At 47.3% G+C, this 24,923-nt stretch carries 22 protein-coding genes; 8 read left to right on the forward strand and 14 right to left on the reverse strand.

All coding sequences use genetic code 11. From position 1 onward, the window contains the following. Positions 1 to 77: 77 nt before the first annotated feature. The 4 genes from bglX to BLS44_RS24975 form a co-directional block, all read right to left on the reverse strand. Positions 78 to 2,408 (reverse strand): beta-glucosidase BglX, encoded by a 2,331-nt coding sequence (bglX, locus tag BLS44_RS24960; protein ID WP_090393488.1) that lies wholly within the window; start codon positions 2,406 to 2,408, stop codon positions 78 to 80. Between the two features lie 13 nt (positions 2,409 to 2,421). Beyond that, positions 2,422 to 3,078, reverse strand: a complete 657-nt coding sequence (locus BLS44_RS24965) for a GDSL-type esterase/lipase family protein (protein ID WP_090393489.1) — start codon at positions 3,076 to 3,078, stop codon at positions 2,422 to 2,424. A 145-nt stretch (positions 3,079 to 3,223) separates the two neighbouring features. After that, entirely contained in the window at positions 3,224 to 4,471 is a 1,248-nt protein-coding gene (locus tag BLS44_RS24970) for a glucoamylase family protein (protein ID WP_090393490.1), read from the reverse strand. 2 nt (positions 4,472 to 4,473) lie between these two features. Then, positions 4,474 to 5,835: a glucoamylase family protein gene (locus BLS44_RS24975; protein ID WP_245729424.1), complete on the reverse strand. Its 1,362-nt coding sequence runs from the start codon at positions 5,833 to 5,835 to the stop codon at positions 4,474 to 4,476. Between the two features lie 211 nt (positions 5,836 to 6,046). On the opposite strand from BLS44_RS24975, the gene BLS44_RS24980 reads away from it, so the two are divergent. Then, positions 6,047 to 6,298: a type II toxin-antitoxin system Phd/YefM family antitoxin gene (locus tag BLS44_RS24980; RefSeq protein WP_090393491.1), complete on the forward strand. Its 252-nt coding sequence runs from the start codon at positions 6,047 to 6,049 to the stop codon at positions 6,296 to 6,298. Next, on the forward strand, positions 6,295 to 6,558 hold the full coding sequence (locus BLS44_RS24985) for a Txe/YoeB family addiction module toxin (RefSeq protein ID WP_317039754.1): 264 nt from the start codon (positions 6,295 to 6,297) through the stop codon (positions 6,556 to 6,558). The genes BLS44_RS24980 and BLS44_RS24985 overlap by 4 nt, the downstream gene beginning before the upstream one ends. Before the next feature lie 53 nt (positions 6,559 to 6,611). Here the strand turns inward: BLS44_RS24985 and BLS44_RS24990 are convergent, their stop codons facing one another. The 6 genes from BLS44_RS24990 to BLS44_RS25015 form a co-directional block, all read right to left on the reverse strand. Next, positions 6,612 to 8,294, reverse strand: coding sequence for a glucoamylase family protein (locus BLS44_RS24990; RefSeq protein WP_090393492.1), 1,683 nt, complete (start codon positions 8,292 to 8,294; stop codon positions 6,612 to 6,614). Between the two features lie 58 nt (positions 8,295 to 8,352). Continuing rightward, complete coding sequence (locus tag BLS44_RS24995; protein ID WP_090393493.1) at positions 8,353 to 9,180, reverse strand: LamG domain-containing protein; 828 nt, start codon at positions 9,178 to 9,180, stop codon at positions 8,353 to 8,355. A gap of 17 nt (positions 9,181 to 9,197) precedes the next feature. After that, a complete protein-coding gene (locus BLS44_RS25000) occupies positions 9,198 to 10,733 on the reverse strand; it encodes a RagB/SusD family nutrient uptake outer membrane protein (protein WP_090393494.1) in 1,536 nt (511 codons plus the stop codon). Between the two features lie 12 nt (positions 10,734 to 10,745). After that, the gene (locus tag BLS44_RS25005; RefSeq protein ID WP_090393495.1) at positions 10,746 to 13,997 is read right to left on the reverse strand and encodes a SusC/RagA family TonB-linked outer membrane protein; all 3,252 of its coding nucleotides are present in this window, start codon (positions 13,995 to 13,997) and stop codon (positions 10,746 to 10,748) included. A gap of 177 nt (positions 13,998 to 14,174) precedes the next feature. Next, positions 14,175 to 15,263, reverse strand: coding sequence for a FecR family protein (locus tag BLS44_RS25010; RefSeq protein ID WP_090393496.1), 1,089 nt, complete (start codon positions 15,261 to 15,263; stop codon positions 14,175 to 14,177). A gap of 79 nt (positions 15,264 to 15,342) precedes the next feature. Continuing rightward, positions 15,343 to 15,873, reverse strand: coding sequence for an RNA polymerase sigma-70 factor (locus BLS44_RS25015; protein WP_090393497.1), 531 nt, complete (start codon positions 15,871 to 15,873; stop codon positions 15,343 to 15,345). 366 nt (positions 15,874 to 16,239) lie between these two features. Here BLS44_RS25015 and rpoN point away from each other — a divergent pair, with 366 nt between their 5' ends. Continuing rightward, positions 16,240 to 17,724, forward strand: coding sequence for an RNA polymerase factor sigma-54 (rpoN, locus tag BLS44_RS25020; RefSeq protein WP_090393498.1), 1,485 nt, complete (start codon positions 16,240 to 16,242; stop codon positions 17,722 to 17,724). Positions 17,725 to 17,914: 190 nt separating this feature from the next. On the opposite strand, the gene BLS44_RS25025 is transcribed toward rpoN, so the two are convergent. Genes BLS44_RS25025 through BLS44_RS25035 form a run of 3 tightly spaced genes read right to left on the reverse strand, consistent with a single transcriptional unit; the run spans position 17,915 to position 20,765 of the window. Next, the gene (locus tag BLS44_RS25025; RefSeq protein WP_090393499.1) at positions 17,915 to 19,591 is read right to left on the reverse strand and encodes a phytoene desaturase family protein; all 1,677 of its coding nucleotides are present in this window, start codon (positions 19,589 to 19,591) and stop codon (positions 17,915 to 17,917) included. Between the two features lie 43 nt (positions 19,592 to 19,634). Further along, complete coding sequence (locus BLS44_RS25030) at positions 19,635 to 20,345, reverse strand: hypothetical protein (RefSeq protein WP_245729428.1); 711 nt, start codon at positions 20,343 to 20,345, stop codon at positions 19,635 to 19,637. Positions 20,346 to 20,402: 57 nt separating this feature from the next. Then, positions 20,403 to 20,765 carry a DUF3127 domain-containing protein gene (locus tag BLS44_RS25035; RefSeq protein WP_090393500.1) on the reverse strand — a complete coding sequence of 121 codons (363 nt, stop codon included), beginning with the start codon at positions 20,763 to 20,765 and terminating at the stop codon, positions 20,403 to 20,405. A 172-nt stretch (positions 20,766 to 20,937) separates the two neighbouring features. On the opposite strand from BLS44_RS25035, the gene BLS44_RS25040 reads away from it, so the two are divergent. After that, complete coding sequence (locus BLS44_RS25040) at positions 20,938 to 21,171, forward strand: hypothetical protein (RefSeq protein ID WP_090393501.1); 234 nt, start codon at positions 20,938 to 20,940, stop codon at positions 21,169 to 21,171. Between the two features lie 5 nt (positions 21,172 to 21,176). After that, the gene (locus BLS44_RS25045; RefSeq protein WP_090393502.1) at positions 21,177 to 21,605 is read left to right on the forward strand and encodes a putative toxin-antitoxin system toxin component, PIN family; all 429 of its coding nucleotides are present in this window, start codon (positions 21,177 to 21,179) and stop codon (positions 21,603 to 21,605) included. Positions 21,606 to 21,645: 40 nt separating this feature from the next. Here BLS44_RS25045 and BLS44_RS25050 read toward each other — a convergent pair whose 3' ends face one another. Next, positions 21,646 to 22,332 (reverse strand): TIGR02117 family protein, encoded by a 687-nt coding sequence (locus tag BLS44_RS25050; protein WP_090393503.1) that lies wholly within the window; start codon positions 22,330 to 22,332, stop codon positions 21,646 to 21,648. 61 nt (positions 22,333 to 22,393) lie between these two features. Between BLS44_RS25050 and BLS44_RS25055 the strand changes: the two genes are divergently transcribed. The 3 genes from BLS44_RS25055 to BLS44_RS25065 all read left to right on the forward strand — a co-directional run bounded on the left by BLS44_RS25055 (position 22,394) and on the right by BLS44_RS25065 (position 24,801). Further along, positions 22,394 to 23,077, forward strand: a complete 684-nt coding sequence (locus tag BLS44_RS25055) for a hypothetical protein (protein ID WP_090393504.1) — start codon at positions 22,394 to 22,396, stop codon at positions 23,075 to 23,077. 226 nt (positions 23,078 to 23,303) lie between these two features. Then, positions 23,304 to 24,332: a recombinase RecA gene (recA, locus tag BLS44_RS25060; protein WP_090393505.1), complete on the forward strand. Its 1,029-nt coding sequence runs from the start codon at positions 23,304 to 23,306 to the stop codon at positions 24,330 to 24,332. A 139-nt stretch (positions 24,333 to 24,471) separates the two neighbouring features. Then, complete coding sequence (locus tag BLS44_RS25065) at positions 24,472 to 24,801, forward strand: DUF6686 family protein (protein ID WP_090393506.1); 330 nt, start codon at positions 24,472 to 24,474, stop codon at positions 24,799 to 24,801. Positions 24,802 to 24,923 lie beyond the last annotated feature (122 nt).

The following is a 24,923-nucleotide window of genomic DNA, read 5'->3' on the forward strand; positions in this document are numbered from 1 at the left end:
ATTTATTGAGGCATCCGGATACCCGATGCCTACGCTGCTGATAGCTGAAAACTGATGGCTGACCGTAGGCAACTATTTCATCGCTCCCAGTTCACCAGTTCTTTTTTTACATCCCTGGAATTAGCGCCGATCATGATCTCGAATGCACCCGGCTCCCAGTCATATTTCAGCCGGCTGTTGTAAAATTTCAGGTCCTCCGTGGTAATATCAAAACTGATGGTCTTTGATTCCCCGGCTTTCAGCCATACCTTCTGAAAGCCTTTGAGCTCTTTTACCGGCCGGCTTACCGAGCCCACGAGGTCGCGGATGTAGAGCTGTACTACCTCCGCACCATCGTATTTGCCACTATTGGTAAGGGAGATGGAGGCCTTTAAGGTCTGGTTACCCCTTGGAGACTTACTGCTTAATGTTACGTCACCATAGGTAAAAGTTGTATAGCTGAGCCCGTAGCCAAACGGGTAAAGGGGGTCGTTGGATACATCCAGGTAATTGGAACGGAATTTCTGGAACCATTTACCATCCGGCAGCGGACGGCCGGTGTTCAGGTGTGCATAGTACAGGGGAACCTGTCCTACGTTTTGCGGGAACGACATGGTCAGCTTTCCGGAAGGGTTTACATCCCCGAACAACACATCCGCAATGGCGGCACCCGCCTCCGAACCACCAAACCATACATTTAAAATAGCAGGGAGCTTCTGCTGCTCCCAGTTCAATGTGAGCGGCCGGCCGGTAAACAATACCAGCACTACCGGTTTACCGGTTTTCAGTAATGCCTTTAAAAGATCCTGCTGTACCTTCGGGATATCCAGGTCGGTACGGCTGGCGCTTTCCCCGCTGAACTCGGCAGACTCTCCCATGGCCGCAACGATCACATCCGACGCATTTGCGATCTTCAGCGCTTCTTCTTTCATTGCCTCGGGCGTACGCATATCTCTTTCTCGATTCAGCGTTTTTCCAAATAGGGTGGCCCGCTCTTCCAGCGCCGCATCACCGGTAAGGTTGCACCCCTTCGCATATGACACTACCGCGTTGTTGCCCAATACGTCTCTTAAACCCTTTAATACGGAAACAGAGCGGTCCTGCACAGTAGCCACGCTCCAGGTTCCGGCCATATTATTGGCAGCATCGGCCAACGGGCCCACCAATGCGATCCTGCCCGATTTTTTTAACGGCAGTGCCCCCTTGTCATTTTTTAAAAGCACAAAACTCTCCGCGGCAATCCGCCGGGCGGTTTTACGATGCTCCGGTGTATAGATCTCCGTTTTTGCACGTTCCGCATTACAATACCTGTACGGATCCGTAAACAGGCCTAATTTATACTTTGCTGCCAGCACATTGCGGCAGGCGGCATTGATCTCCGCCAATGTGATCTTTTTTTCTTCCAGCGATTGCTTCAACGTTTTTAAGAATCCTTCTCCCACCATGTCCATATCAACACCCGCTTTTAACGCCAGGGCCGACACCGCCTGCAGGTCGCCCATACCATGGTCGATCATTTCATTGATGCCGGTATAATCCGTTACCACAAAACCATTGAAGCCCCATTGTTTCCGCAACACATCGGTCAGCAGCCAGCGGTTGCCGGTTGCCGGGATGCCATCCACCACGTTAAAGGAGGCCATTACACTGCCCACACCGGCATCCACGGCTGCTTTATAAGGAGGAAAATATTCATTGTACATCCGGAGATGGCTCATGTCTACCGTATTATAATCCCGGCCCCCTTCCCCCGCACCGTAGAGGGCATAGTGTTTTACACAGGCCATGATATTGGAGTTTTGCGAAAAATCGCCCTGGTAGCCTTTTACCATAGCCCGGGCGATCTGCGAACCCAGGTAGGGATCTTCGCCGTTTCCCTCCGATACCCTGCCCCAGCGGGGATCTCGGGCTATATCTACCATGGGGCTAAAGGTCCAGGAAATGCCATCTGCGCTGGCTTCCGTGGCTGCGATCCGGGCCGACTGCTCAATGGCTTTCATATCCCAGGTACAGGAAAGCCCCAGGGGGACCGGGAAAGTGGTCTCATAGCCATGGATCACGTCCATACCAAACAGCATCGGGATCTTCATGCGGCTTTCCTCCACCGCCACTTTCTGGATAGCTTTTATTTTCTCTACCCCTTTGATGTTGAACAGCCCGCCCACACGGCCTTCCTTCACATTTTTACCGATGTCCGAGTTGGTGGCCGTACCGGTTGTAAATTCACCTGCACTGGGCAAATTCAGCTGGCCGATCTTTTCTTCAAGAGTCATCTTGCTCATCAGCGTGGTGATAAACGCATCCATCCCGTTACCGGGCTTTACACCACGCACCTGTGCATATGCCCCGGAAAAAGCAACGGTAAGAAGCAGGAACAGCAGTGTAACCTGCCGGTATCTTTTCCTGTTGGTTTCATTTCTTGTTATCATGATTCCAGATTTTTTATTTCTTAAGGTAGGGCCGCATGATCTTTTGCCAGATCTGGTACCCACCCGCGTTCATATGCAGACTGTCACCAAGAAAAATACCGGATATGGGTCGCCCGTTTTCGCCCAGCATGGCAGGAAACACATCAATGTAACGCGTATTTTTCTGCCTTGCTATAAATGTTTTTATGGCGGCATTGGCATCCCTGACCTTCGGAAGGTACCTGGCACGAACCGGGCTCGGTTTTATGGATATAAAGGCAACCGGTACTTTTTTATTGTATCCCCGGATAAGGCTATACAACTGTTTAAAGCGGCTTATGGCGCTGTCTGCCGGCGTGGCATCATTGGCCAGGTCATTCTCTCCGCAATAGATCACGATCTGCCTTGGATGGTAAACGGGCACCAGGTCGTTAAAATAATAGATCAGGTCCTTCAGGGTGGAACCGCCAAAACCACGATTGATGATCGTATACCCCGGAAAATAATCGCTTACATCTTTCCATTTGGTAAACGATGAGCTCCCGATAAACAGTATTGCCTTCTTAGGCGGGGGCTGCTGCCGGTCCAGCTCCTTAAACTGCTGTATGTCCTTATAAAACGGCGGTGTTTGCGCCAGCACGCCCGTTACACACAACGATAATCCTACAAAAAACAAACAAATCCTTTTCATGTTCTATTATTTTTTCCCAAATTTACTAAACTGCTGCAGACCTGATAAACTACCTTGCCAGTGCAACATCCATGCCTCAACTCATTTCCTTACCACGGGCCTGAGTAGCCCGCCTTCCTCTTACAGCCCCTCATTTACACATATCTTACTTTAACCAGGGGCTTTTAAAACCCAGTTTTTTTAACCCGCGCTGTACATCCTTATCCTTCATAAACCATTTCCACAACAAGCCGGTGCGGTAGTTCTCGATCATCAGGATCGTAGCACCCTGGTTAATCGCCAGGTGGGAGGTGGCATACCATTTCCTTGTTTCATTATAGCTTTCCGAAAATCCGCACTTCCCCCAGATCCTGTTTCCCAGTTGCTCATAAAAATAGCGCAGGGCTGCCATCGATTCTTTGGGTGTATAAGCGATACTCGAAAGGGCCGCTGCACAACAGATAGTTCCGTTATCCTTTATGGGAGAGTGCTCCCGGTACCTTCTTTTGTAATCGCAGGCCGACAGTCCCCAGGAATGGCGTCCATAATTTTTAAACTTTTTAGGATTGTGCACACAATACCGGTAGTTGATGGTTGCGTGGGCCTTGTTCTGCCTTTCATAATTGGCAAAAGCATCTTTTAACCCCCGGGGGTCCAGCCCTGTAAAACTATAATGAGCAAAGAACAACGGCCCGCCCAGGTCCGGCCCCAGCGGCAGAACCGTATTATAAAAACGCTTCCCGTTCTTCATGGCACCGCTCCGCGCCCAACCGGTTTCATATAGCTGCTTCGAAATGGAATGTTCGGGAGCTGCGGCTGCCAGCACATAGGTAATCAGGGCTTCATTGTAGCCTTCTATCCGTAAATTCATCGCCCAGCGATGCCTGGGGCTCCAATGCCAGTACAGCGCATCCCGGCCCCTTGTAAACCAGCTCCACTCCACCTCCTGCCAGAGTTTAGTAATGGTGTTCCGTATGCTTTGCTCTTCCTTATTCCTGCGGTTAAAATATTGCCGCACCGTCAGCAATCCCTGGAACAAAAAGGCTGTTTCCACCAGGTCTGCACCATCATCTTTTTTTGCAAACGGGATGGTTTTGCCGGTACGCCCGTTGAGCCAGTGCGCAAAAGCACCATGATGTTTCTCTGCCTTAGCTAAAAAAGCAACGATCTTCGAAAGGCGCATTACCGCCTGCGCCCTGTTGATCCACTTCCGCTCCACCGCTACAATGAGCGTCATTACTCCAAACCCGGAACCACCTGTCGTTATTACCTCTTTATAGTGCTCATGATCCCTTTCTTTAGGCAGGCCGCAAGCGGGATGGGCAAAGTCCCAGAAATAGGAAAAGGTCTGCCGCTGCACCAGTTCCAGCAATGCATCATTCTCCATGTACGAAAGGGCCGCTTGTTTTGTCATGCTTATGGCAGGTAGGTACTTGTAAAACCCAGTTTCTTTAACCCGTTTTGTACTTCCGGGCAACTCATAAAAAGATTCCAGAGCAAACCGGTACGGTAATTTTCGATCATCACCACGATGGGCCCCTGGTCAATGGCCAGGTGACTTTTTGCATACCAGTTCTTTGTTTCATTAAAGGCATCCGTAAACCCGTATTCCGTCCATATTTTATCCCCCAGCGTTCCGTAAAAATACCGCAGAGCCTTCATCGATTGCTGTGGCGTATACGGAAATGCCGACAGCGCGGCAGTGGGTGTAATGGTTCCATTATCATTTGTGGGCTGATGGGCATCATATCCCCCGGGGTCGTCGCTGGCAGTGAGGCCCCAGCAGTTCTCGCCATAATTTTTAAATGCCCTGGGGTTGTCTACACAATACGCGTAATTAATAAGTGTGTGGTGCTGATTCTGCGTCCAGTAATCTGCATATTGATCTTTTAATCCTTTGGGGCTCAATCCGAGGAAGGAATAATGCGAAAAGAACAGCGGGCCGCCATAGTCAAACCCTAACGGGAGGATATAATTGTAGAACTGTTTTCCGTTCCTGAAGAAGTTGCTTTGCGCCCAGCCACGGTCATATACTTTGCGGCTTACCGGGTAGCGCTCTGCGGAAGCAGCCAGCACATAGGTGATCAGGCATTCATTAAACCCTCGTAAAGGAAAATTCATGGCCCAACCGTTGTTCGGGCTCCAGTGCCAGTATAATACTTCCTGTCCTCCCCGGGTGAACCAATCCCATTCCACATCATTCCACAGCCCGTTGATCCGGCCGCGCAATTCTCTTTCTACAGGAAGATCTTTGTTAAAATACTGCCGTACGCAGAGGAGTCCCTGCAGCAAAAAGGAAGACTCCACAAGATCGGCCCCGTCATCCTTCCTGCTGAAGGGGATGGTTTTACCGGTAGCCCCGTTATACCAGTGTGGGAATACACCATGATAAGCATCTGCCTTCAACAGCCATTTCACCATCTTCAGCAGGAACCGGGCGGCGGTATCCCGTTCGATCCATCCCCGGTTTACACCGGCCACGATCGCCATCACTCCAAATCCCGTGCCCCCGGTGGTGACCACTTCCTGTCCATAATCGAACGAACGGTTACTCCGCTCCCGGGCCATACCGCTTACCGGGTGCGCAAAATCCCAGAAATAACGCAGGGTCTGTCTCTGAACAAGATCCACCAGCGCAGAATCGGAGATATCCTTATCAATCTTTAAGGTGTAAGGAATGCCGGATTTTGATACGGACGCCGGCTTCTGGGCTGTTACCGTGCCGCCGGCACATAAGAGGGCTGCAAAAAACAGCGTTCGCAAACTTGTTGTATGCATAGTTTCAACTATTCTTTAAAAAATTATACTTCCGGACCATCACCATCCCCAACTTACAAAACAATCTATATTTTTTACCATCCCGGCTGCAAAAAGTCACTTTTTCGTCTAAACCCCATAAGCGCCAGCAAGATGCAACCATAACGGCTAATCCTTTTTTCACGTTGTTTTTAACAAAAAAAGTACATAATTTTGTACAAATTATTGTACCATGTTAGTAACAAATATTTCTGAGTTCAGGAAAAATCTCAAATCCTATATCGACAATGTATATGATAATAATGATACGCTGATCGTAACGGGCAGTGGCAAAACCGTGGTAATGATCTCGCTGGACGATTTTAACAGTTATGATGAAACGGAATACCTGACCAGTACCAAAGCAAACAAAGATCGCCTGGATTCCGCTATAAAAAGCTTTAAAAATAACAGCGGCAAAGAGCAAAGGCTGATTGAACCATGATGCCCATTGTTTTTGAACCTGAAGCATGGGAGGATTATCTCTATTGGTTAGAGACAGATAGACAAATAATAAAGCGTATCAACGCTCTGATAAAAGATGCAACGAGAACGCCCTTTTCGGGAATCGGAAAACCGGAAATGCTTAAAGGTGATTATACCGGCTTTTGGAGCAGAAGAATTGATCAGGAACACCGTCTTCTGTATGCAGTTAAAGATAAGCGCCTGCACATTCTTCAATGTCGCTTTCATTACAGGAAATAGATCTTTCAAAGAGCTTCCTTCGGCAGGCTCAAGCCCGGGGATGGCACGGGAGATCAGAAACCCGCAAATCCCAGCTTTGTTAACCCATTCTGCACTTCCGGAGCGCTCATAAACAGGTTCCACAACAGCTTTGTACGGTAATTCTCGATCATTACAATAATGGGCCCCTGATCTATGGCCAGGAACGCATCATCGAACCAGGCGCCATTATTCTTCAGCACATCCAGCGAAAAAGCATCTACAAATCCATACTCTTTCCACAGCTTATCACCCAGCACGTAATAATAAAATTGAAGTGCTGCCATAGACTCTGCCGGTGTGTAGGGCAGGGAGGCGATGGCGGCAGTGGGGGCAATAAACCCCTGGTCATTCGTGGGTGAAGCCGCTGCATACCCATTTTTTATATTGCTGGCAGTCAGCCCCCACACAGAATCACTGTAACCAAAATAATTTTTGGGATTGGTGCTGCAATAATGATAGTTGATCAAACTGTGGTTCTTTGCTTGTTCTTCATAACTGGCATATGCATCGCTTAAGCCATTGGGGTTGATCCCCATAAATGAGTAATGCTCAAAGAACAGCGGACCGCCGTAATCCGGTCCCAGTGGTAAGCGGATATTATAAAAGGATTGACCGTTTTTCATGGTGCCGCTCCCGGCCCAGCCCTCATCGTAAACCTGCCGGGTAATGGCATGCTCTTTTGAGCCCGCAGCAAGCACATAGGTCACCAGGCTTTCGTTCCATCCCCGTATCTTTAAATTCATAGCCCAGCCTTTATCTGCACTCCAATGCCAGTACAATACCTGCTGGTTGTTTTGCCGGAACCAGTTCCACTCCACGCTGTCAGCGATTGCGTTGATCGCTGTTCTTAACAGCACTTCTTCCCCTCCCCCTGAAAAGTACTGCCGGGCACTAATAAGTCCCTGAACCAGGAATGCGGTTTCCACAAGATCGGCACCGTTGTCGTTTTGGCTAAACGGTATTACGTTGCCGGATGTGCCATCGAGCCAGTGGGGAAAGGCCCCGTGAAAAGTTTGCACTTTGTTTTCTAAAAAGTCTGTTATTTTTTCTATCCGTTGCAGCCCCTCAGTCCGTGTTATAAACCCCCGTTCGATACCAACCAGCAATGCCATGATCCCAAAGCCGGTACCGCCTGTTGTTACAATATTTGAAGGATGTTTCGAACCTTCACGGATCATACCCGAAACGGGGTGGGCAAAATCCCAGAAATAGTTGAACGTCCTTTTCTGAATAGTATCCAATAAAGCGTTGTTTGCAATAACCGGGAACTTGCGTGAAGAATCAAGGGTGGTAACAAAGCTGCCATTAATGGGGCTTTGAAGGCTTCCTCCTGAAGCTGATTGCAGTGCCGTACTTACTGAAAACGTATATTTTGTAAGATACGACAGGCGCTGCGCCGGTTGCACCAAAACTACGGAGTCATTATCGGATAACAGCGTTGCTACCGGGATCTTCGTATCGCGATCATCGCTCAGCGAAATGGCAGTTAAAGAAGCGGCTTTAATAGGTTGAGAAAACACAAGTCTGAATTGCGGAATAGCAGATACGTTAACAACTGATGTATTAAAAATAGCCCCGTTAAGCATCATATTGTTTAATGACGGGTTCTTTTTTATATCAATTGCCGGAGGAACAATATCCTTTTTACTGCCACAGGAAAAACAAAGTACCAATAGCACCGTAAATACAAGCCCCGGGTTTAATTTACCTGACATTATTATTGATAAAAAGGGCCGCCTCATCCACTGCCCTGTTAAAGCTAGGCGTTAAAAGTTATTTCTTACCGGTGAACAATGCTTTGATTTCTCCCGCACCCAATGCTGTATTATATAATCGAAACTGATCAATTCCCCCTGTCCATGAATTTCTAAGCCAGTCATCGGCACCGGCGTCGATTTGAGCCTGTGTAAATTCCAGTGGCCCTGCGCCAACTTTTAAAGCCGTTATTTTGGAAGCCTCCAGCTTTACATTGCCGTGCCCGGTCCATTCAGACACAAAGGAGTGCGCAACACCATCTTTATACAGCGTCATTTTAGAGCTGCTCCCGTCATACACAAATGCCAGGTGATGCCATTGATCATCATAGAGCCCCGTTACAGCGTTCGCGCCCGACCATTCGAACCATTTTTCAGCTGTTGCATCTTTTACATACAGCTTGGCTACAGGTGTGGCTACAGACCCCTCCTCCAACAAAAACATACTCCCATTGCCCGTTGAAGGCATGCTAAAAATATGCTCCGTTTTCATCAATCCTCTCTTTTGCCAGAAAGCTACGGTAAAACTTCCCGCTGTAGCCGCAAAGTCATTGGCAGTTGAATATTTGATGTATTTATACTTTTGCCCCTGAACTGCTTTCCCGCTTATCCCATCTGCCGGCGCTAACGGGTTATCCGAAGGGAAATTGGCCCTGACACTATCCACTGCATTCCTTTGAGGGTTGTTAGAGGTTCCGTCAAAAGCTGCATAAAATTTCAACGGACCTCCCGGCTCATTGGCATCTTTTGGATAATTACCCAAAGCCGGACGATCCATTTTTTGACAGGCAGTAAAAGCAATTGAAAACATCAGAAAGCCTGATAAATTATAGAGTATTTTCTTCATTTTAAACAATTTTGGAATTAGTAATCAGGGTTTTGGATCAACACGCCACCAGACTTATCTATTTCCCCCTGGGGTAATGGCAATAGCCGGTGCTTTACCTGGTAATTACTTTTGCCGGCAGCCGGCAAAACAATGACATCGATTTTCCATCTTACAATATCATAAAAGCGCTGCTCTTCCATGCCCAGCTCTACCATACGCTCATGTCTTATGGCATCGCGAAGCTGGGCCTGGTCTGTGGTTATAACCTTTGGCAAAATAGCCGCATTGCTGCCCCTGGCCCGGGCCCTCACCATTTCGAGATACGTTAAGGCATCTGTTGTATTCTGAGCGCCACCCAGTTCGTTTGCAGCCTCGGCAGCAAGCAGCAAAATATCAGCGTACCTGATGATACGATGGTTCATCCACTTACCAAAAGTATTGTTCAATGTGATCCTGTCCGCAGGATTGGTATACACCTTCATATTCCAGTAAGGCTGCGCTATGGTGCCGGGATAAGGCGGCAGCACTGCTCCATAGTACGGATCTGCCTGGCCGGAGTATAAAAGTGTGGCAGCTTTTCTCGGATCACCGGCCTCGAATTCATTCTCCAATACACTGGTTGGCGTATTCCATCCCCAGCCCAGGTTCCAGCTGCCCGCGCCCCTTACACCCTGTGGCAAAGCATATTCTATACCCTGGTCATTGGTAGGTACATAATAAGCCTGGATCTCAAACAGGGATTCAGAACCATTCTCTCCCTCCTTGGTAAACTGGTACCGGTAACCATTATTATTGGTTGCCGGAGTATTTAAAACAAGTTGATATTTATTCAGTCCCATTAATGCCTTGGCGCTGGCAAGCGCTGCCGCCCAGTTACTACGCCACATCAGGGTCCGGGTTTGCAAACCAAGCGCAGCTCCTTTTGTAAGCCTCCCAATGTATTTGGGCTCCCAATCTACCGGCAATATATTTACTGCATTATTCAGGTCTGCATCTATCAGCGTAAACAGCTCATCTGCATTTGCAACTTTAGGGATATTCAGCTCGGCAGCCGTACCGGTAAAGTCTATTTTTGGCACCCGGCCAAAGGTCCGGACAAGATCAAAATAACAAAATGCGCGGATAAATTGTGCCTCTGCCCGGTTGATCAACGTAGCAGGATCCGCAGCAGCGCCCACAGAATCTACATCTTCGATGATCTTATTGGCCGCTAAAATTGCGGCATAGTGGTCTGTCCAATACGTTTGCAGGGCCCCGTTATTCGCCACATATTGAAAATCGTCGTACATTAAAGCATAGGCAGCCCCATCGCTGGCAGCGCTGCCCTTCTGTGCTTCATCCGCCCTGAAGCTCTGTATAGCGAGATAGGTATTTTGATTAAACCCGGCCCGTCTTAATAGCGCATACATGCCAAAAACTTTACTGTCAAGCGCCCCAATGGACACATCCTCTTCTGTATATCTGCCCAACGGCTTCCGGTCCAAAAAGTTTTTCTGGCAGGAGACAAAGGCTCCTGCTGCCAGTACAAAGAGCAGTATGTAATAAGTTTTATAAACCAGTTTATTGCTCATAAAAAATAATATTTAGAAGTTAAGATTAAGACCGATGGTATATATCGCCGGAACCGGGTAGGTCCCATTGTCTACACCAAAGCTGGTTGCCGAACCGCCGATCTCCGGGGTATACCCGGTATTATTCGCAAAAGTGGCGAGGTTCTGGGCGTTCAGGTAAACACGCAGCGATTTGACCCTGATCCGGCTGAGCAGGTCTGTATGAAACCGATAGCCTAGTTGCACATTTCTTATTCGGAAGAAACTGCCATCCTCGATCCAGTAACTTGAGTTCTGATAATTATTGGCCCTGCCGGAATGCAGGATCGGCTCCCAGTTGGAAGTGCCTGCACCTCTCCACCGGTCAACCCGGTTTACCTGGTAGTTAAAGTCAGCAAAAGTGCCCTGGTTCCAGGTCCGGTAAATTTCGTTGCCATATACGCCCTGGAAATCAACACCAAAATCCAATCCTTTATAAGAAAGATTAGCACCACCGCCATAGGTAAAATCAGGGGTCGGGTTGCCGATGATGGTCCGGTCCTTGGTAGTAATGGCTCCATCGCCATCCACATCTTTATACTTAATATCCCCGGGCTGCACCGCACCAATGGTACTGTTGGGGCTGGCAAGTATATCAGCAAAGGATTGATAAATACCGTCATGCTGATAACCATAAAAATATCCGATGGGATAACCTGCTGTGGTCCGGGCAGGTCCGTTAATAATATCGAATCCTTCCAGGTTCAGCTTTAATACTTTGTTTTTGACCGTGGTAAAATTAGCATTCAGAGAAAGGGTAATATCTTCGCCAATTTGCTTGTTCCAGGAGGAAGAGAACTCGAAACCCGAATTCTGTATCGTTCCTAAATTGGCCAGCAGTGGAAGTAAACCGGCTCCCTGGTTCACTAATGTAATGACATCTTCTGTTTTTTTGCTGTAATAAACCACCTCGAAATTCAGCTTGTTCCGGAACAGGCCTAATTCAAAACCGGCCTCCGTGGTCCTTACTGTTTCCCAGTTCAGATCGTTGGAAGTCATATATGAAGGCTGCAGCGCATTCACAACATTTTCGCCGAAAACACCGGCTTCTGCATTTGTTAAAACCGGGTATGCGGGATAGCGGTAGGCCTCCGGGATATTTTTACTACCCAGCACGGCCCAGGACCCTTTGATCTTAAGATTGCTGATATCACTAACCCCCTTCAAGAAGTCTTCGTTACTGGCAACCCATGCCAGACCCACGGCACCAAAATTTTTCCATTGGTTCCCGATTTTATAGAACTGACTGCTACCGTCCCGACGGAACGATGCATTAACAAGATACTTCCTGTCAAAATTGTAGAGCACCCTGCCCAGGTAGGATATCGAGGCATCTTCCCAGGCGCTGCCCGAGCCCTGTTTGGTTGCCTGGTCCCCCACCGCATCTACATACCAAAACCGGGGATCGTTTGGAATAATACTCGCCGTACCCTGTTGTAGAGACGAAGAAACACCTTCGTAACCTGAATAATAGGTGGTAATACCCCCCAACACCGTCAGGTCATGTTTATCTATTTTTTTCTTATAGGTCAGCAAATAATCCATTTGCGTTTTAGGGTACCGGTTTTGACTCTGATTAACCGAAGTCTTTCTTACAAGTGAATCAATTTTACTGGCACCTGCTATATCAGGATTGTAAACGGTAATGATCGGGCTATAGCCCCTGCCGCTGTTAAAGCCATAGTCGGCAAACAATTGTGTTCTGAAAGTAAAATTCTTCAAAAAGTTCAGTTCTCCAAATACACTACCTACCACGCGGTACTCTTTATTGATCCTTGTTCCATTGAGCAGATCGATTGACACAAGGGGGTTATTGACCTGCGCCCGCTGAAAGGACGGAAGACTATGCAAAAGGCCCGAACCATCAGGCGCATATACCGGGGCAATGGGGGCTGCAATCACGGCCGAAGCAACATCACGCCCAAACGTCGGTTCTGCATAGTAGCCACTGAAATTGGCCCCAAACTTCAGGTTCTTTGAAACTTTCAGTTCATCGCTGAAATTAATAGTATACTTTTTATACGCTTCATTTTTTATCACTCCTTCTTCCGTCATATAACCCAGGCCCAGGTAAAACTTATTTTTTTCAGTGCCGCTGGTAATGCTGATGTTATCATAGTTTATTTTGGCTTTTTGAAAGATAACGTCCTGCCAGTCCGTATTTGCTGTATAAGCGGGATTGCTATAGGATGTTCCCATATTAGCCATTTGCTCCTGGTATAGTGTAAGAAAGGTAGGTCCATCGGTAACTTTAATTCTCCGCTGAACATCTTTTATACCAAAAGAGGTATTAAAGTTTACCAGTAACTGCCCTGCTTTAGCTTTTTTAGTGGTAATGGCAATGGCACCATTTGCCCCTCTTACCCCGAAGATGGCCAAGGAAGATCCGTCTTTTAAAACCTCTATGGATTCAATATCCGCCGGGTTTAAAAAATTGATATTATCATTTAAAATTCCGTCCACTATATAAACGGGCTTAACACCATTAATACTGTTTGTTCCCCGGATCCTGATATCGGGTTCCGATCCTGGTCTGCCGGACGTCACTACTGATACACCGGATACCTTTCCCTGCAGCAGGTTCAAAGGATTGGCTGATGGCCTGTCTGCAATTTCTTTGGCATCAACCCGGGCTATAGACCCTGTAAGATCCCTCTTACTGGCCGTTCCATACCCGATCACCACTACCTGGTCCATCACCTGCTGTGACGCTTTTAATGAAAGGGTTATATGCGTGCTGCCGTTCAGCGGGTACTCCTGTTCTTCATACCCTACCGCAGAAAATACAAGTATGCTATTAGCCTCCGGTACAGCAAGAGTAAAGTTCCCCTCTGCGTTGGTGGCTGTGCCAATAGTGGATCCTTTTACCTGTACCGACACGCCTGATAAAGGAGCTCCTGAGCTATCTGTAACCGTACCGGTAACCGAGATGTCTTTTTTGACCAGTGGATCAGGTTTGATAACGATAAGGTTATTCGCCATTTCATGAAACGTCATGTCCGTATAAAAAAGCAGCACAGGCAGCACTTCTTCAATTGTTGCCGCTTTTGCATTGAGGGTTACTTTAGACCTGAGGGCGGGCAGTTCATTGTTATACAGGAACCGGTAGGAGGTCTTCTCCTCAATAGACCGAAGCACTTCTGCCAGCTCCGTTTTCTTCACTCTTAAATTGATGCGCTGCTGCCCGAAACCGCTGGCATGAATATGAAACGTAAAGAACAGCAAAAACAGCATCGTCAATTTCATAGCAAGTAGTACTTTTTTTGTTTGTGGAGACAAGGTCCCCTTAGTTAAGCATCTCATGTGATAAATATTGCATATTTAAACAATATCACATAAAGCATTCGTTATATAGCTTCATGTAAAGTTAACGCATCTTTATATGGCCCGGCCGCACCGTTTCTTTAAGCCGGTGCCGCCATGTTACCGGGATGAACTGATCAATACTTCATTATGTTCGACCCTGTATTCAAAGGAATTAGCAAGCTTCAGCGCTTCCAGGGCCTGTACCAGGGTTTCCTTTTCAAAAGAACCGTTAAAACTCAGCTCCTTTACCCGTTCATCCGTAAAATGAATATTTATGTTGTACCAGGTTTCCATTTTATGGGCCAGTGTTACAAAATCATCCCCCCGGAACTCCAACCGGTTATACATCCAGGCCGTTTCCACACGTGCCGCAATGGCTTTTGTGCTATCGATAGCTTCGATTTTAATAGCTTCGCGAAGACCACCAACTGCTGAAGATGCAGCAACGAGGATGTTCGGGATCACCAGTTTCTGGTTTGGATAAAGCAACACGGGCTGAAAGTTCTTCTCCCCATCGTGCTTGGTAACGCTGATCAGACCACGGTATAGTACGGCAGTAGTTGCGGGGTCATTGGCATATGCTTTTACATTGAATGCCGTTCCCAGCACCTTTATGTCGATATTACCCGCGTGAACTATAAACGGACGCAGGCCCCCTCCTTCCGCAGTTGCGTGCGCTACATCAAAAAAGGCTTCACCTTCCAGCTTTACTTCCCGGGAGCGTCCTTTAAAATCCGTTACGTAAAACAGGCGGGATCCCCCATTCAGCCAGACCTTGCTGCCATCCGGCAACAGTAATTGCTTCCGGGCTCCTTTAGGAGCATCCAGTGCCAGCCTGTAAATGCCCTCCAGCGGCAGCCTGCCGGCAGGAGCATACAATTGTGTAAAGCCCCAGTACGCCACAGCGAACACTGCAGCAGCAGCGGCTCCGTAATAGAACAACCGCCGGCGGACCTTCTTTACAGCCTGAGGCAAAATGGGGGATTCCGTTTTTGTCAGAAGTAGCTGTACCTGTTCCGTATAATCATCCTGCAAGGCAGGACTGCTGCTCTCAGTTCGCTTCAGCAGCTGATACAACAACTCATATTGTTGTTGTAAATCCGGACTTTTTGCGAGGTACTCCTGCAACGCCTGTCTTTCGGACGCAGATGCTTCTCCGTAGACCGCACGCGCCATCAGATTCCATATGAAATCATCATTTCTCATGTATAACCGGCAACTCATTGCCCATATACTTATAAGGACAGGAACCCCTTAACGATCTACTAAAGAAAATCCGGATTTTTTATTTTTTTTTCACAAAGGTCTTTTGGTGGATATTTTTGGAGATACCCAACGATTCACTGATGCGCCGTACTGCAATGGCCATCTGCACGTCAATCGTATTGACCGAGATATTTAGAATTTCGGCCACTTCTTTATAACGAAGCCCATCTTCCCGTACCAGCCTAAAGATCATTTTGCAGCGGGACGGCAGCTGCTCTATTGCCTGGTTGACCCGGTTAAGCATTTCTGCCGTTACCAGCCGGGAGTGCGGGTCACTGCCAATAGCAGCAACCGAGGTGGTGGTTTCATCCAGCCCGGAAACCATCCACTCCTGTGCCTTAGCCGACAGGCGGTTAAGTGACTGATTCTTTACAGCTACATATAAATACACGGATGGGTTTACAATGGTTGCCAGCCGGGAACGGTTCACCCAGAGTTTTGTAAAAACATCTTCCACCACTTCCTGGGCAGTATCAGGAAGCCTTACCAGGGACAGCGAAAAATGGTATAACCGTTTATAAAACAGGCTGTATAAACGGGTAAATGCCACTTCATCGCCCCCGGCGATCCGCTCCTGCAGTTGTGGCCATTCGGCTTCAATATGATCCGGACTGTTAATTGTTTTTAAAAATTGGAATTACAAATGTAGCCATTTCCTAACAATCGTTAGAAAAATCAGGAGCCGGATCGTTTTTAAATAATTTCTAAAAATGAGGTGTCGTTTTTAAATTAGTTGATACATATGCCATTTTTTTTTATGTTCCGTAAATATTATTCAGTACACACCCTTATAAATCAAATATTTATTCGTTAATTTTGGGTGAAATCACAGCAAAGGACCGTTTTATTGCTATTCAAAACGATATATTTGTAATTTACGGCTCGATTTTTGAGACGCACCCAGATTTTTTTAGACATGGCTTTAGGACAATCATTACAACAAAAGCTTTTACAAAAGCTATCTCCCCAACAGATTCAATTGATGAAATTGTTACAGGTACCTACAGCCAACCTGGAAGAGCGGATCAAGGAGGAAATGGAAGAAAACCCGGCCCTTGAGCTGGATGAAGGCAAGCACAGTGATGACGGGGAGCTAAAGGATGAATTTACAGATGGATCGGACTCACTGGACGACAGCGAGCATGGACAGGAGGACTACGACACGATTGACGTAAGCGATTATGTACACGAAGGAGATGATGACATAGCCGATTATAAAACCCGGGAAGATCATTACGGCGACGACGAGAACCGGCAATTGCCCATAAAAACAGAGACCAGCTTTTACGATACCCTCGAAAACCAGCTGGGACTGCTTTCCCTTTCTGATAAAGAACACCAGATAGCGCAGCATATCATTGGCAGTATCGATGAGGACGGGTACCTGCGGCGGGATACCCCTGCGCTGGTAGACGATCTCGCTTTTCGTCAGAATATAGAAACCACGGTGGAGGAAGTTGAGAGCATTATCCAGAAGATCCAGCAATTTGACCCTCCGGGAGTAGGCGCCCGGGACCTGACCGAATGCCTGCTGCTGCAGCTAAGGCGCCAGAAACTGGAAGGCAAGGATGTCGATAAAGCGATCCTGGCCATTGAAAAATACTTTGACGAGTTTACAAAAAAACATTACGAAAAGATACAGCGTGGTTTGGGTTTGACGGAGGAGGAGCTGAAGGACGTAATGCAACAGATCGTAAAGCTGAATCCCAAGCCGGGCGGCAATATTGGTGCTGTAAACAAGGCAGAAAGCTATGTGGTTCCCGACTTTTTCATACTGAACAATAACGGGAAACTGGAGCTGACCCTCAACAGCCGCAACGCACCGGAACTGCGCATCAGCGAAGGTTACCGCGACATGATGAAAGAGTACGATCGTGGTTCTAAAAAAGACAAACAGCAAAAGGAAGCCGTGCTGTTCATTAAGCAAAAGATCGATGCGGCCAAATGGTTCATCGACGCTATCCGCCAGCGCCAGCATACACTGCTGGATACGATGTCTGCCATCATGGACCACCAGGAAGAATTTTTCCTGACCGGTGATGAAACCACATTGCGCCCGATGATCCTCAAAGACATTGCAGAAAAGACCAACCTGGATATTTCGACCGTCAGCCGTGTGGCCAACAGCAAATTTGTTCAAACAGAGTTTGGCACCTACCGGTTAAAATTCTTCTTCAGCGAATCGCTGAGTACCGACAGCGGGGAGGAAGTTTCTACCCGTGAAGTGAAAAAGATACTCACCGACCTTATTGAGAACGAAAGCAAAAAGCACCCCTACAGCGATGAAAAGCTTACTGAGCTGTTACAGGAAAAAGGATACAATATTGCCCGCCGCACAGTAGCCAAATACCGCGAGCAACTGAATATTCCGGTGGCCAGACTGAGAAAGGAGCTGGTATAATATGGCACATTTGCCGGCAACACAAAAACGGCCCGCATAAAACCTTCCGGCGGAGCGGTTTACAAACAATAATATATCTTTTGCCCTGTCAAAAAGATATTCCGCCTCACCTGACTATAGGATGAGGCAGACTATTTCCGGGTTGGGTTTACTGTAAATAATCGTACCCTCAAAAAGCCCCGGAACATAGTTACCCTGATGTATCAACTTTAAGATCCTGCCCGGGGCCTTTAAACTCCGGGGCCCGGTTCATTTCATCAAGTGTAAGTTTTGCGTTAAAATACCCGATAATTTTTTGGCAGGCAACCGGCAATTGCTCTTTAAGAACGATCAACGCGGCATTGGTTCCTGCTTTTACCGCAATAGGAACCCCTCCGCCCAGTTCGGCCCAGTGGCCGCCGATCAGCAGGTTTTTTACCGGTGTTTTATAACGGGCCACCCCTGACCGCATATTGCTCTTGTTGGGTTTGGTGCCCATCATGGTTCCGTTTTTATTGCCGGTATAGCGCCAGTGGGTAACCGGTGTTGCCGCCTCATAAAAAAGTATTTGTGCTGCCAATCCCGGGTAAACCAATTCAAGGCGTTCGATCAGTTTTTCAGCGATCCGGTTCTTAAGCTCCACGTATTCCTCGCCGCGTTTTATACCGGCCCCGGTGTGCCATTGATCATATTGATGCATGTAGGCCGGCATAAACACCACCAGGGTCCCTTTTCCCTCCGGAGCCAGCGAATGGTCCTTATGGGAAGGGGCCAGGATGCTGAGCGCAGAAAAATCAGGATCGCCGCTATTGTGCAGATCCTTGCTAATGCCATCCTTAAACAGATGAACCATCTCCTCTCCAAAACCCAGGGATGCGGCACTACAATTCAACGCGATGCTTAGTGTAAACGAAGACGCGTAAATCTCTGCGGTATTTAACCGGTTGATCATTTTTTTGCTGATAACGCCTTCCGGTAACAATTTGCTGTAAACAGTGTCAAGGTCGCAGGCGGCAATTACATATTTTGCCTTAAACAACAGCTCTTTTCCTTTACAACTGGCCTCCACGCCTTTCACGATCCCGTTTTCAATAACGATCCTTTTTACTATGGTATTTAAAAAAAGCGGATTCCCATGTTGTTTGATGACGCTTGCCAGCCATTGCGGGATTACCTGCCCGCCCCCGGGCGGTGGTGTTTGATAATCGTTGTAATAGGCCCAGCCGATGGGAACAAGACAGGACAAGAGATCTGTTTCTGAAGAAAAGACATCATGGATCTTTTTATTGGAAAAAAACTTATTCAGTCCTTTTTCCATTCTTTTCCCACTGTAGGGGATAAACGGGATGAACGGCAGGCCAAACCGGAGCAGGCCCAGGATATTTTTGATCCTGGATAACAGGTTCATTGTTTCCGCTGCCAGCAATACCGTCTTAAAATTATTGAACGAAGCGCCAATCTTTTTTGCTTTCTGAAAAAACCGGATAATGCCTTGCTTATCGTCCGGGTAGGTTTTGATCAGCAGGTTTTTAAATTCATCCGGATTGTTGGTAAGCAGAAAGTCGATTGATTCGCTTTTGTAGCGCTGGATTTTTTCCAGGCATTTAAACGAGGGCGGATCCTTCCCGATAAAATCAAATACTTTGGAAACGCTTCCCGTTGCAGAACACTGATTGAGCCAGTGAATGGCCGTATCAAAGCGGAACCCTTTGCGCTTAAAGCCTGCAAGGTATCCTCCAACACGGGGTTCTTTCTCCAGCACTGCCACACGAATCCCCGTTCTGCTCAAAAGAGCAGCAGCAGTCAGGCCCCCAACCCCGGAGCCGATAACGATAACATCAAACTGTAGAGAATGCACACTATCCATAAAAGGATCAAACTGTTTCATCCGTAAAGCGCTTTTCTCTACTACTATGTTTAATCAGGAAGGGTTAAATCGTCCACTGATCATGTACGATAGCAATCAGGTAATACCGGCCGTTTTCCAGTTTATACACCAGGCGTACCGATTTCCAGTCCATACCGCCGTATTTCTTCGTACCATCCAGGTGATTCTCCGTAAATTCAGCGCCCGGATAAGCGGTCTTTAGATTGTTGATGGAATTCCCTTTTCCATATATCGTATTTACCCCGGCCTGTTTAGCATTGAGAAAATTGCCGTCATATACAAATTTTCCAAAATACTCCGCGGGAGAAAGAACAATGGGATTTCCGCTGCCGTCATACGCACCCCAGTTTACTTTCTTATTCCTGTTTGTGGTGATCAGTTCACGGAACGCCTCGCGGGTGAATTTCTTGTCGGTGCCCAGCTCAACGGTGGCATAAGGAGAAAAACGGATGCCTTCTTCCGGATGAATAAAGGAATCCAGCTTTGTATACTCTTTATTCTTAAACAGGGTCAGTATCTCCTTTGTGGTTGCAGTAAGCACACTATCCTTATTGGCCTCCGTTACCTGAAACGAAGTAACGGTATCAGTGCCTACCAGCTGCATGGAATCGTGTCTTTCGGAAATATCTATCCCGGTAGTGTCCTCATCCCCCGATCCGGGTTTTCCGCTCTTTCCTTTGCAACCATTACATCCGGCGATGATACTACCCAAAACCAACCCGACACCGGCCAACCAAAGCAATTGTTTCTTCATATCTTCTGTCCGTTTTTGAATCTTAAGATCTGTTCTGCGCCCGTAATACGTGATCCGTTAAAAGGGGAGATCGTCGGCCCCGTCATTCAGATCAGTATAGGTATCTGAAGGATTGTTATCAGTGAACTGGCTGCCACTGCCATTTCCGGAACCACCCGCCGGTTCTACTTTCCAGGCCTTTACATCGGTGTACCAACGACCGTTATACTCCCGGCTTTCCACATCAAACGAAATGGTCAGCGCTTTTCCAACCTGCAAAAGGCCCTCGTTGATCTTATCCCCCCAAATGGATATACAAACTTTTTTAGGATACTGGGCCTGTGTTTCCACGATGATATCCTGTTTTTTCCATTCGCCATTCTTTCCCGTCCCTCTTTGCAAGGGCAATACCTGAACCAAAGTGCCAGTCAACTGCATCATTTCACTGCTTTATTTAAATAGTAAACAAAATTTATGCTACAAATATAACAGCGTTCCTTCAAAGCCGTTGGAAATAAATCCCCCGGTAATAAATCTTAACGAAAGGTATCGCTCAATTTTATCTAACTTTGAAATCAACAACAGTGCAGAAAACACGGTAAATTAAATTAGAATGTCTGTTACTTTAGAAAATCCAAATTTAAATGAGCAGCAGGTATTAATGCTTCGCTTGCTTACCAACCCACTTCCTGAGGCCGATTTTGCCCAGGTACGCCGGTTTGTTGTAAAGTTGCTGGCAAAACAAATTGACAGCACTATAGAAGAATGGGAACAGGAAAACAATGTTACAGAAGCAACCTATGAAAAACTAAGAGTGGAACATTTCCGCTCAAAGCCCCGCAAATAAACCTGATGAAAATAGTGCTGGATTCCAATGTTCTTTTGGTTGCACTAGGTAAGCGCAGCAGATACCGGCCCATTTGGGATGCGTTTGTGAATGGAGCCTACCAACTAATCATTTCGGAAGAAATCATAAACGAATATGAAGAAATTCTTCAGGGTTACAGCGCACCGGGAGTTGCGAACTTGGTAATGAACCTGTTAGAAGAATCTCCGGATGTTATTTACCAGCGCATTTCATATAACTGGAAGGCCATTCCCCTGGATCCGGATGATGATAAATTTTTTGATACAGCTGTTGCCGGCAATGCAGACTACCTTGTTACAAACGATGGGCATTTTAAAACCGTAAAAACGCTTGAATTTCCTAAGGTAAATATCATTAATACGGAGCATTTTTTAATACTGCTTAATAACTTATTCCCAAATGGATTTGAGTAATATTTGACTTTTTATTCGCCTGCCGCATCATATGGCCCTCTTACCGGTACTGATGCAGGATCCCCCGGTCAAAAGCCGCCCATCTGCAGGCTTTTAATCCTGCTGCCTTCAGTCCGTCATTTGTCCAGCTGTTACAGGTGTGAAACAAACTATAGGCGCCCTTTGCTTCATAAAAGGCGTCATCCCTGTTGTATTGTGCATGGGTGGCAATATAAACAGCATTCCCCAGTGAATCACGGTCCAGCGATGCCTCTATATACCGGACCAGTTTCCTGTATTGTCCCTCGGAAAGGATCAGTTTCCGGCACCGCTCGTTTTCCTGAATATCTTTATAATACGTAACATGTAACGCTGTTTCTCCCAGCCCCGTGGTTGCCCTGAAAGCTGTTTTAAAAGTAAGATCTTTCCACTCAGGCGTATTCAGGTAAAATCCTTTATCGCCCCAGCCAACAGCCATCCACTGATAAACAGTATCCCTGCTAAGCGTATATTGATAGGGAAAGGTCCGGCTCCAGTTTTTCTCAACTGAGGCAACCGGCAATACGATATCAGTATGCACACCATTGGACAGCACAAACGCGGTAACGGTTTTGGGCAGGCCATCCTGCTTTTCTGCAACAGAACTGCGGGAAAGCACCCGTTCCGCCAATACATACCCGCCCACAAACACCAGCAGGAGTCCTATTGCCCAGGCGAATCCCCGCAGCACTTTTTTTACTATTTTCATATCAGGCCATAAAGATGCGAAAAGAAACGGTTTTCGCCTGCAGAATGTGTTACTTTGCACTATGGATTCCAGAATGGTTTTAGACAGCGACAATGAATTGCGGGAAACGATCGACCGGCAGCCAAAAGCGCAACGGATCATAGCAACCCTTCTTTCTTATATATTTCACCCCATTTTTGTTCCGATATACGTTATTTATTTCCTGTTGTACACAGAACCCTTCCTGTTTTATGGCACTACGGAAGACGGGCGGCTGATGGTGCTGCTGCAGGGTATCGTCAACTATACCTTTTTCCCCCTGGTATCCGTACTCCTTTTAAGGGGTTTAAAATTCATCTCCTCTATAAAACTGAAAGACCGGAAGGACCGGATCATACCGTTCATCATCTGCAATATCTGGTATTTCTGGATCTGGTATGTGTGGCGTGGCCTGGAAGGGATGCCCCGGGAAATGGTCATTTTTGCCATGGGCGTCTTTATGGCGTCCTCCATTGGCCTGCTGCTTAATATATATATGAAAGTAAGCATGCATAGCATCGCCCTGGGCACAGCCGTGTCTTTTCTATGCCTGCTGGGTTTCGAATACGGCCAGGGCATGGGGATCTATATCATCATTGCTCTTCTCATTGCCGGGCTGGTTTGTACGGCGCGGCTCCTGCTTTCGGACCACACGGCCAGGGAGGTCTATTTCGGACTGGCGGCCGGACTGGCGGGGCTGCTGATTGCCAATATGGTGGCGGGTTAACAGCCACTGAAACGCCCGGACGCTGTGAGTGTTCCGGACTAAAAGCCGATGAAGCCCAAAGCCCCTTAAAGGCTTTTGCTGCGCATCAAAAAATCCGTGCTTCTGCGCCTCAGCGGCTTACTTCAAAAATAAATCCAAAAACATTAGTTGTGTATTACTAAATTTATTAGCTTTGTGTTGTTGATAAATTCATCCGAACGGACAACGGTAAATTGTAATTTTGGTTATGGCAAAAACAGATAAAACAACAGAAATAGACATGAACAGCGAAAAGCTGAAAGCACTGCGTCTTACCATGGATAAAATTGATAAGGACTATGGAAAGGGCAGTGTGATGCTGATGAATGAAAAAGCCGAAGTGACACAGGAAGTGGTCTCCACCGGCTCTATCGGGTTGGATACAGCCCTTGGGATCGGCGGATTACCCCGTGGCCGCATCATTGAAATTTACGGACCGGAATCTTCCGGTAAAACAACCATAGCCACCCATGTAATTGCCGAAGCCCAGAAAAAAGGCGGCATGTGCGCCATTATTGATGCCGAGCATGCTTTTGACAGCAGCTATGCAAAAAAACTGGGAGTGAACGTAGACAATCTCCTGATCTCGCAGCCTGATTACGGGGAACAGGCCCTGGAGATAGCCGACCGGCTGATCCTTTCCGGCGCGCTGGATGTGGTGGTGATCGATTCTGTAGCTGCGCTGGTACCCAAAAGTGAGCTGGAAGGTGAAATGGGCGATAGCAAAATGGGATTACATGCCCGCCTCATGAGCCAGGCACTGCGGAAGCTTACCGCAACCATTTCCAAAACAAATACCATTTGTATTTTCATCAACCAGCTGCGTGAAAAGATCGGGGTAATGTTTGGCAACCCGGAAACCACTACCGGAGGTAATGCCTTAAAATTCTATGCTTCTGTAAGACTGGATATCCGCCGCTCTGCCCAGATCAAGGATGGCGATGCAGCAATAGGGAACCGGGTAAAAGTAAAAGTGGTGAAAAATAAGGTGGCGCCGCCCTTCCGCGCGGCCGAGTTTGATATCATCTTCGGCGAAGGGATCTCCAAAACCGGCGAGATCATCGATATGGGTGTGGAACTGGGTATCTTACAGAAAAGTGGCTCCTGGTACAGCTATAACAACGACAAACTGGGGCAGGGACGCGATGCAGTAAAAGCGCTGTTGCTGGATAACCCCGAAATGGCTGCCGAAGTGGAAACACAGATCCGTGAAAAGATCAAAGAAATGCAGGGATGATTTTTTGAATATAGACAGGTTAGTAAGTGCGCCCCCCGCTGTAGCAGGGGGCGTTTTCTTTTTCCGGATCGCGTAATTTCTTTTCCGGCTTTTGAAAAGCAGCCCTCATATGTAGCGGTTATTTTTGAAAGAAAAGGCCATGTGCAACTTTAAAACACTTTATTATACAGCCGACGGATACCTTATCGTTTGTAATGATTGCCGGCTTTTTCAGCTGGCTTTTAAAACAACCTTACTAACCATGACGGCCCGGGACCTGCTCGTATTTCATACCCTGGTAAAAGAGAGCCGGGAGTACAACCCGCCCACCCCGGGCACGCACCGGAAGAGCATCTATATTCCCACACCCATGGAAGGCTATGGCATCATCCTTAGTCCGGAGGAAACAGAAGCCCTTTACCAGCTGTTGGAAACCGCAGCAATAAATTTTAAAACCGAGCGCCTGCTAAGCCTCTTCAAAACCGGCTGATAATGAACCGGAATCAATTTTATTAAAATGCGTAATTACTAGTGGTTTGTGAGGACACAAACCACGGCCCACGCCACGGTCAGTGTCCTCACTGACCGAGAAAAGAAATAATTTTGATGCCG

The organism is Niabella drilacis, assembly GCF_900101395.1.
GTDB lineage: Bacteria > Bacteroidota > Bacteroidia > Chitinophagales > Chitinophagaceae > Niabella > Niabella drilacis.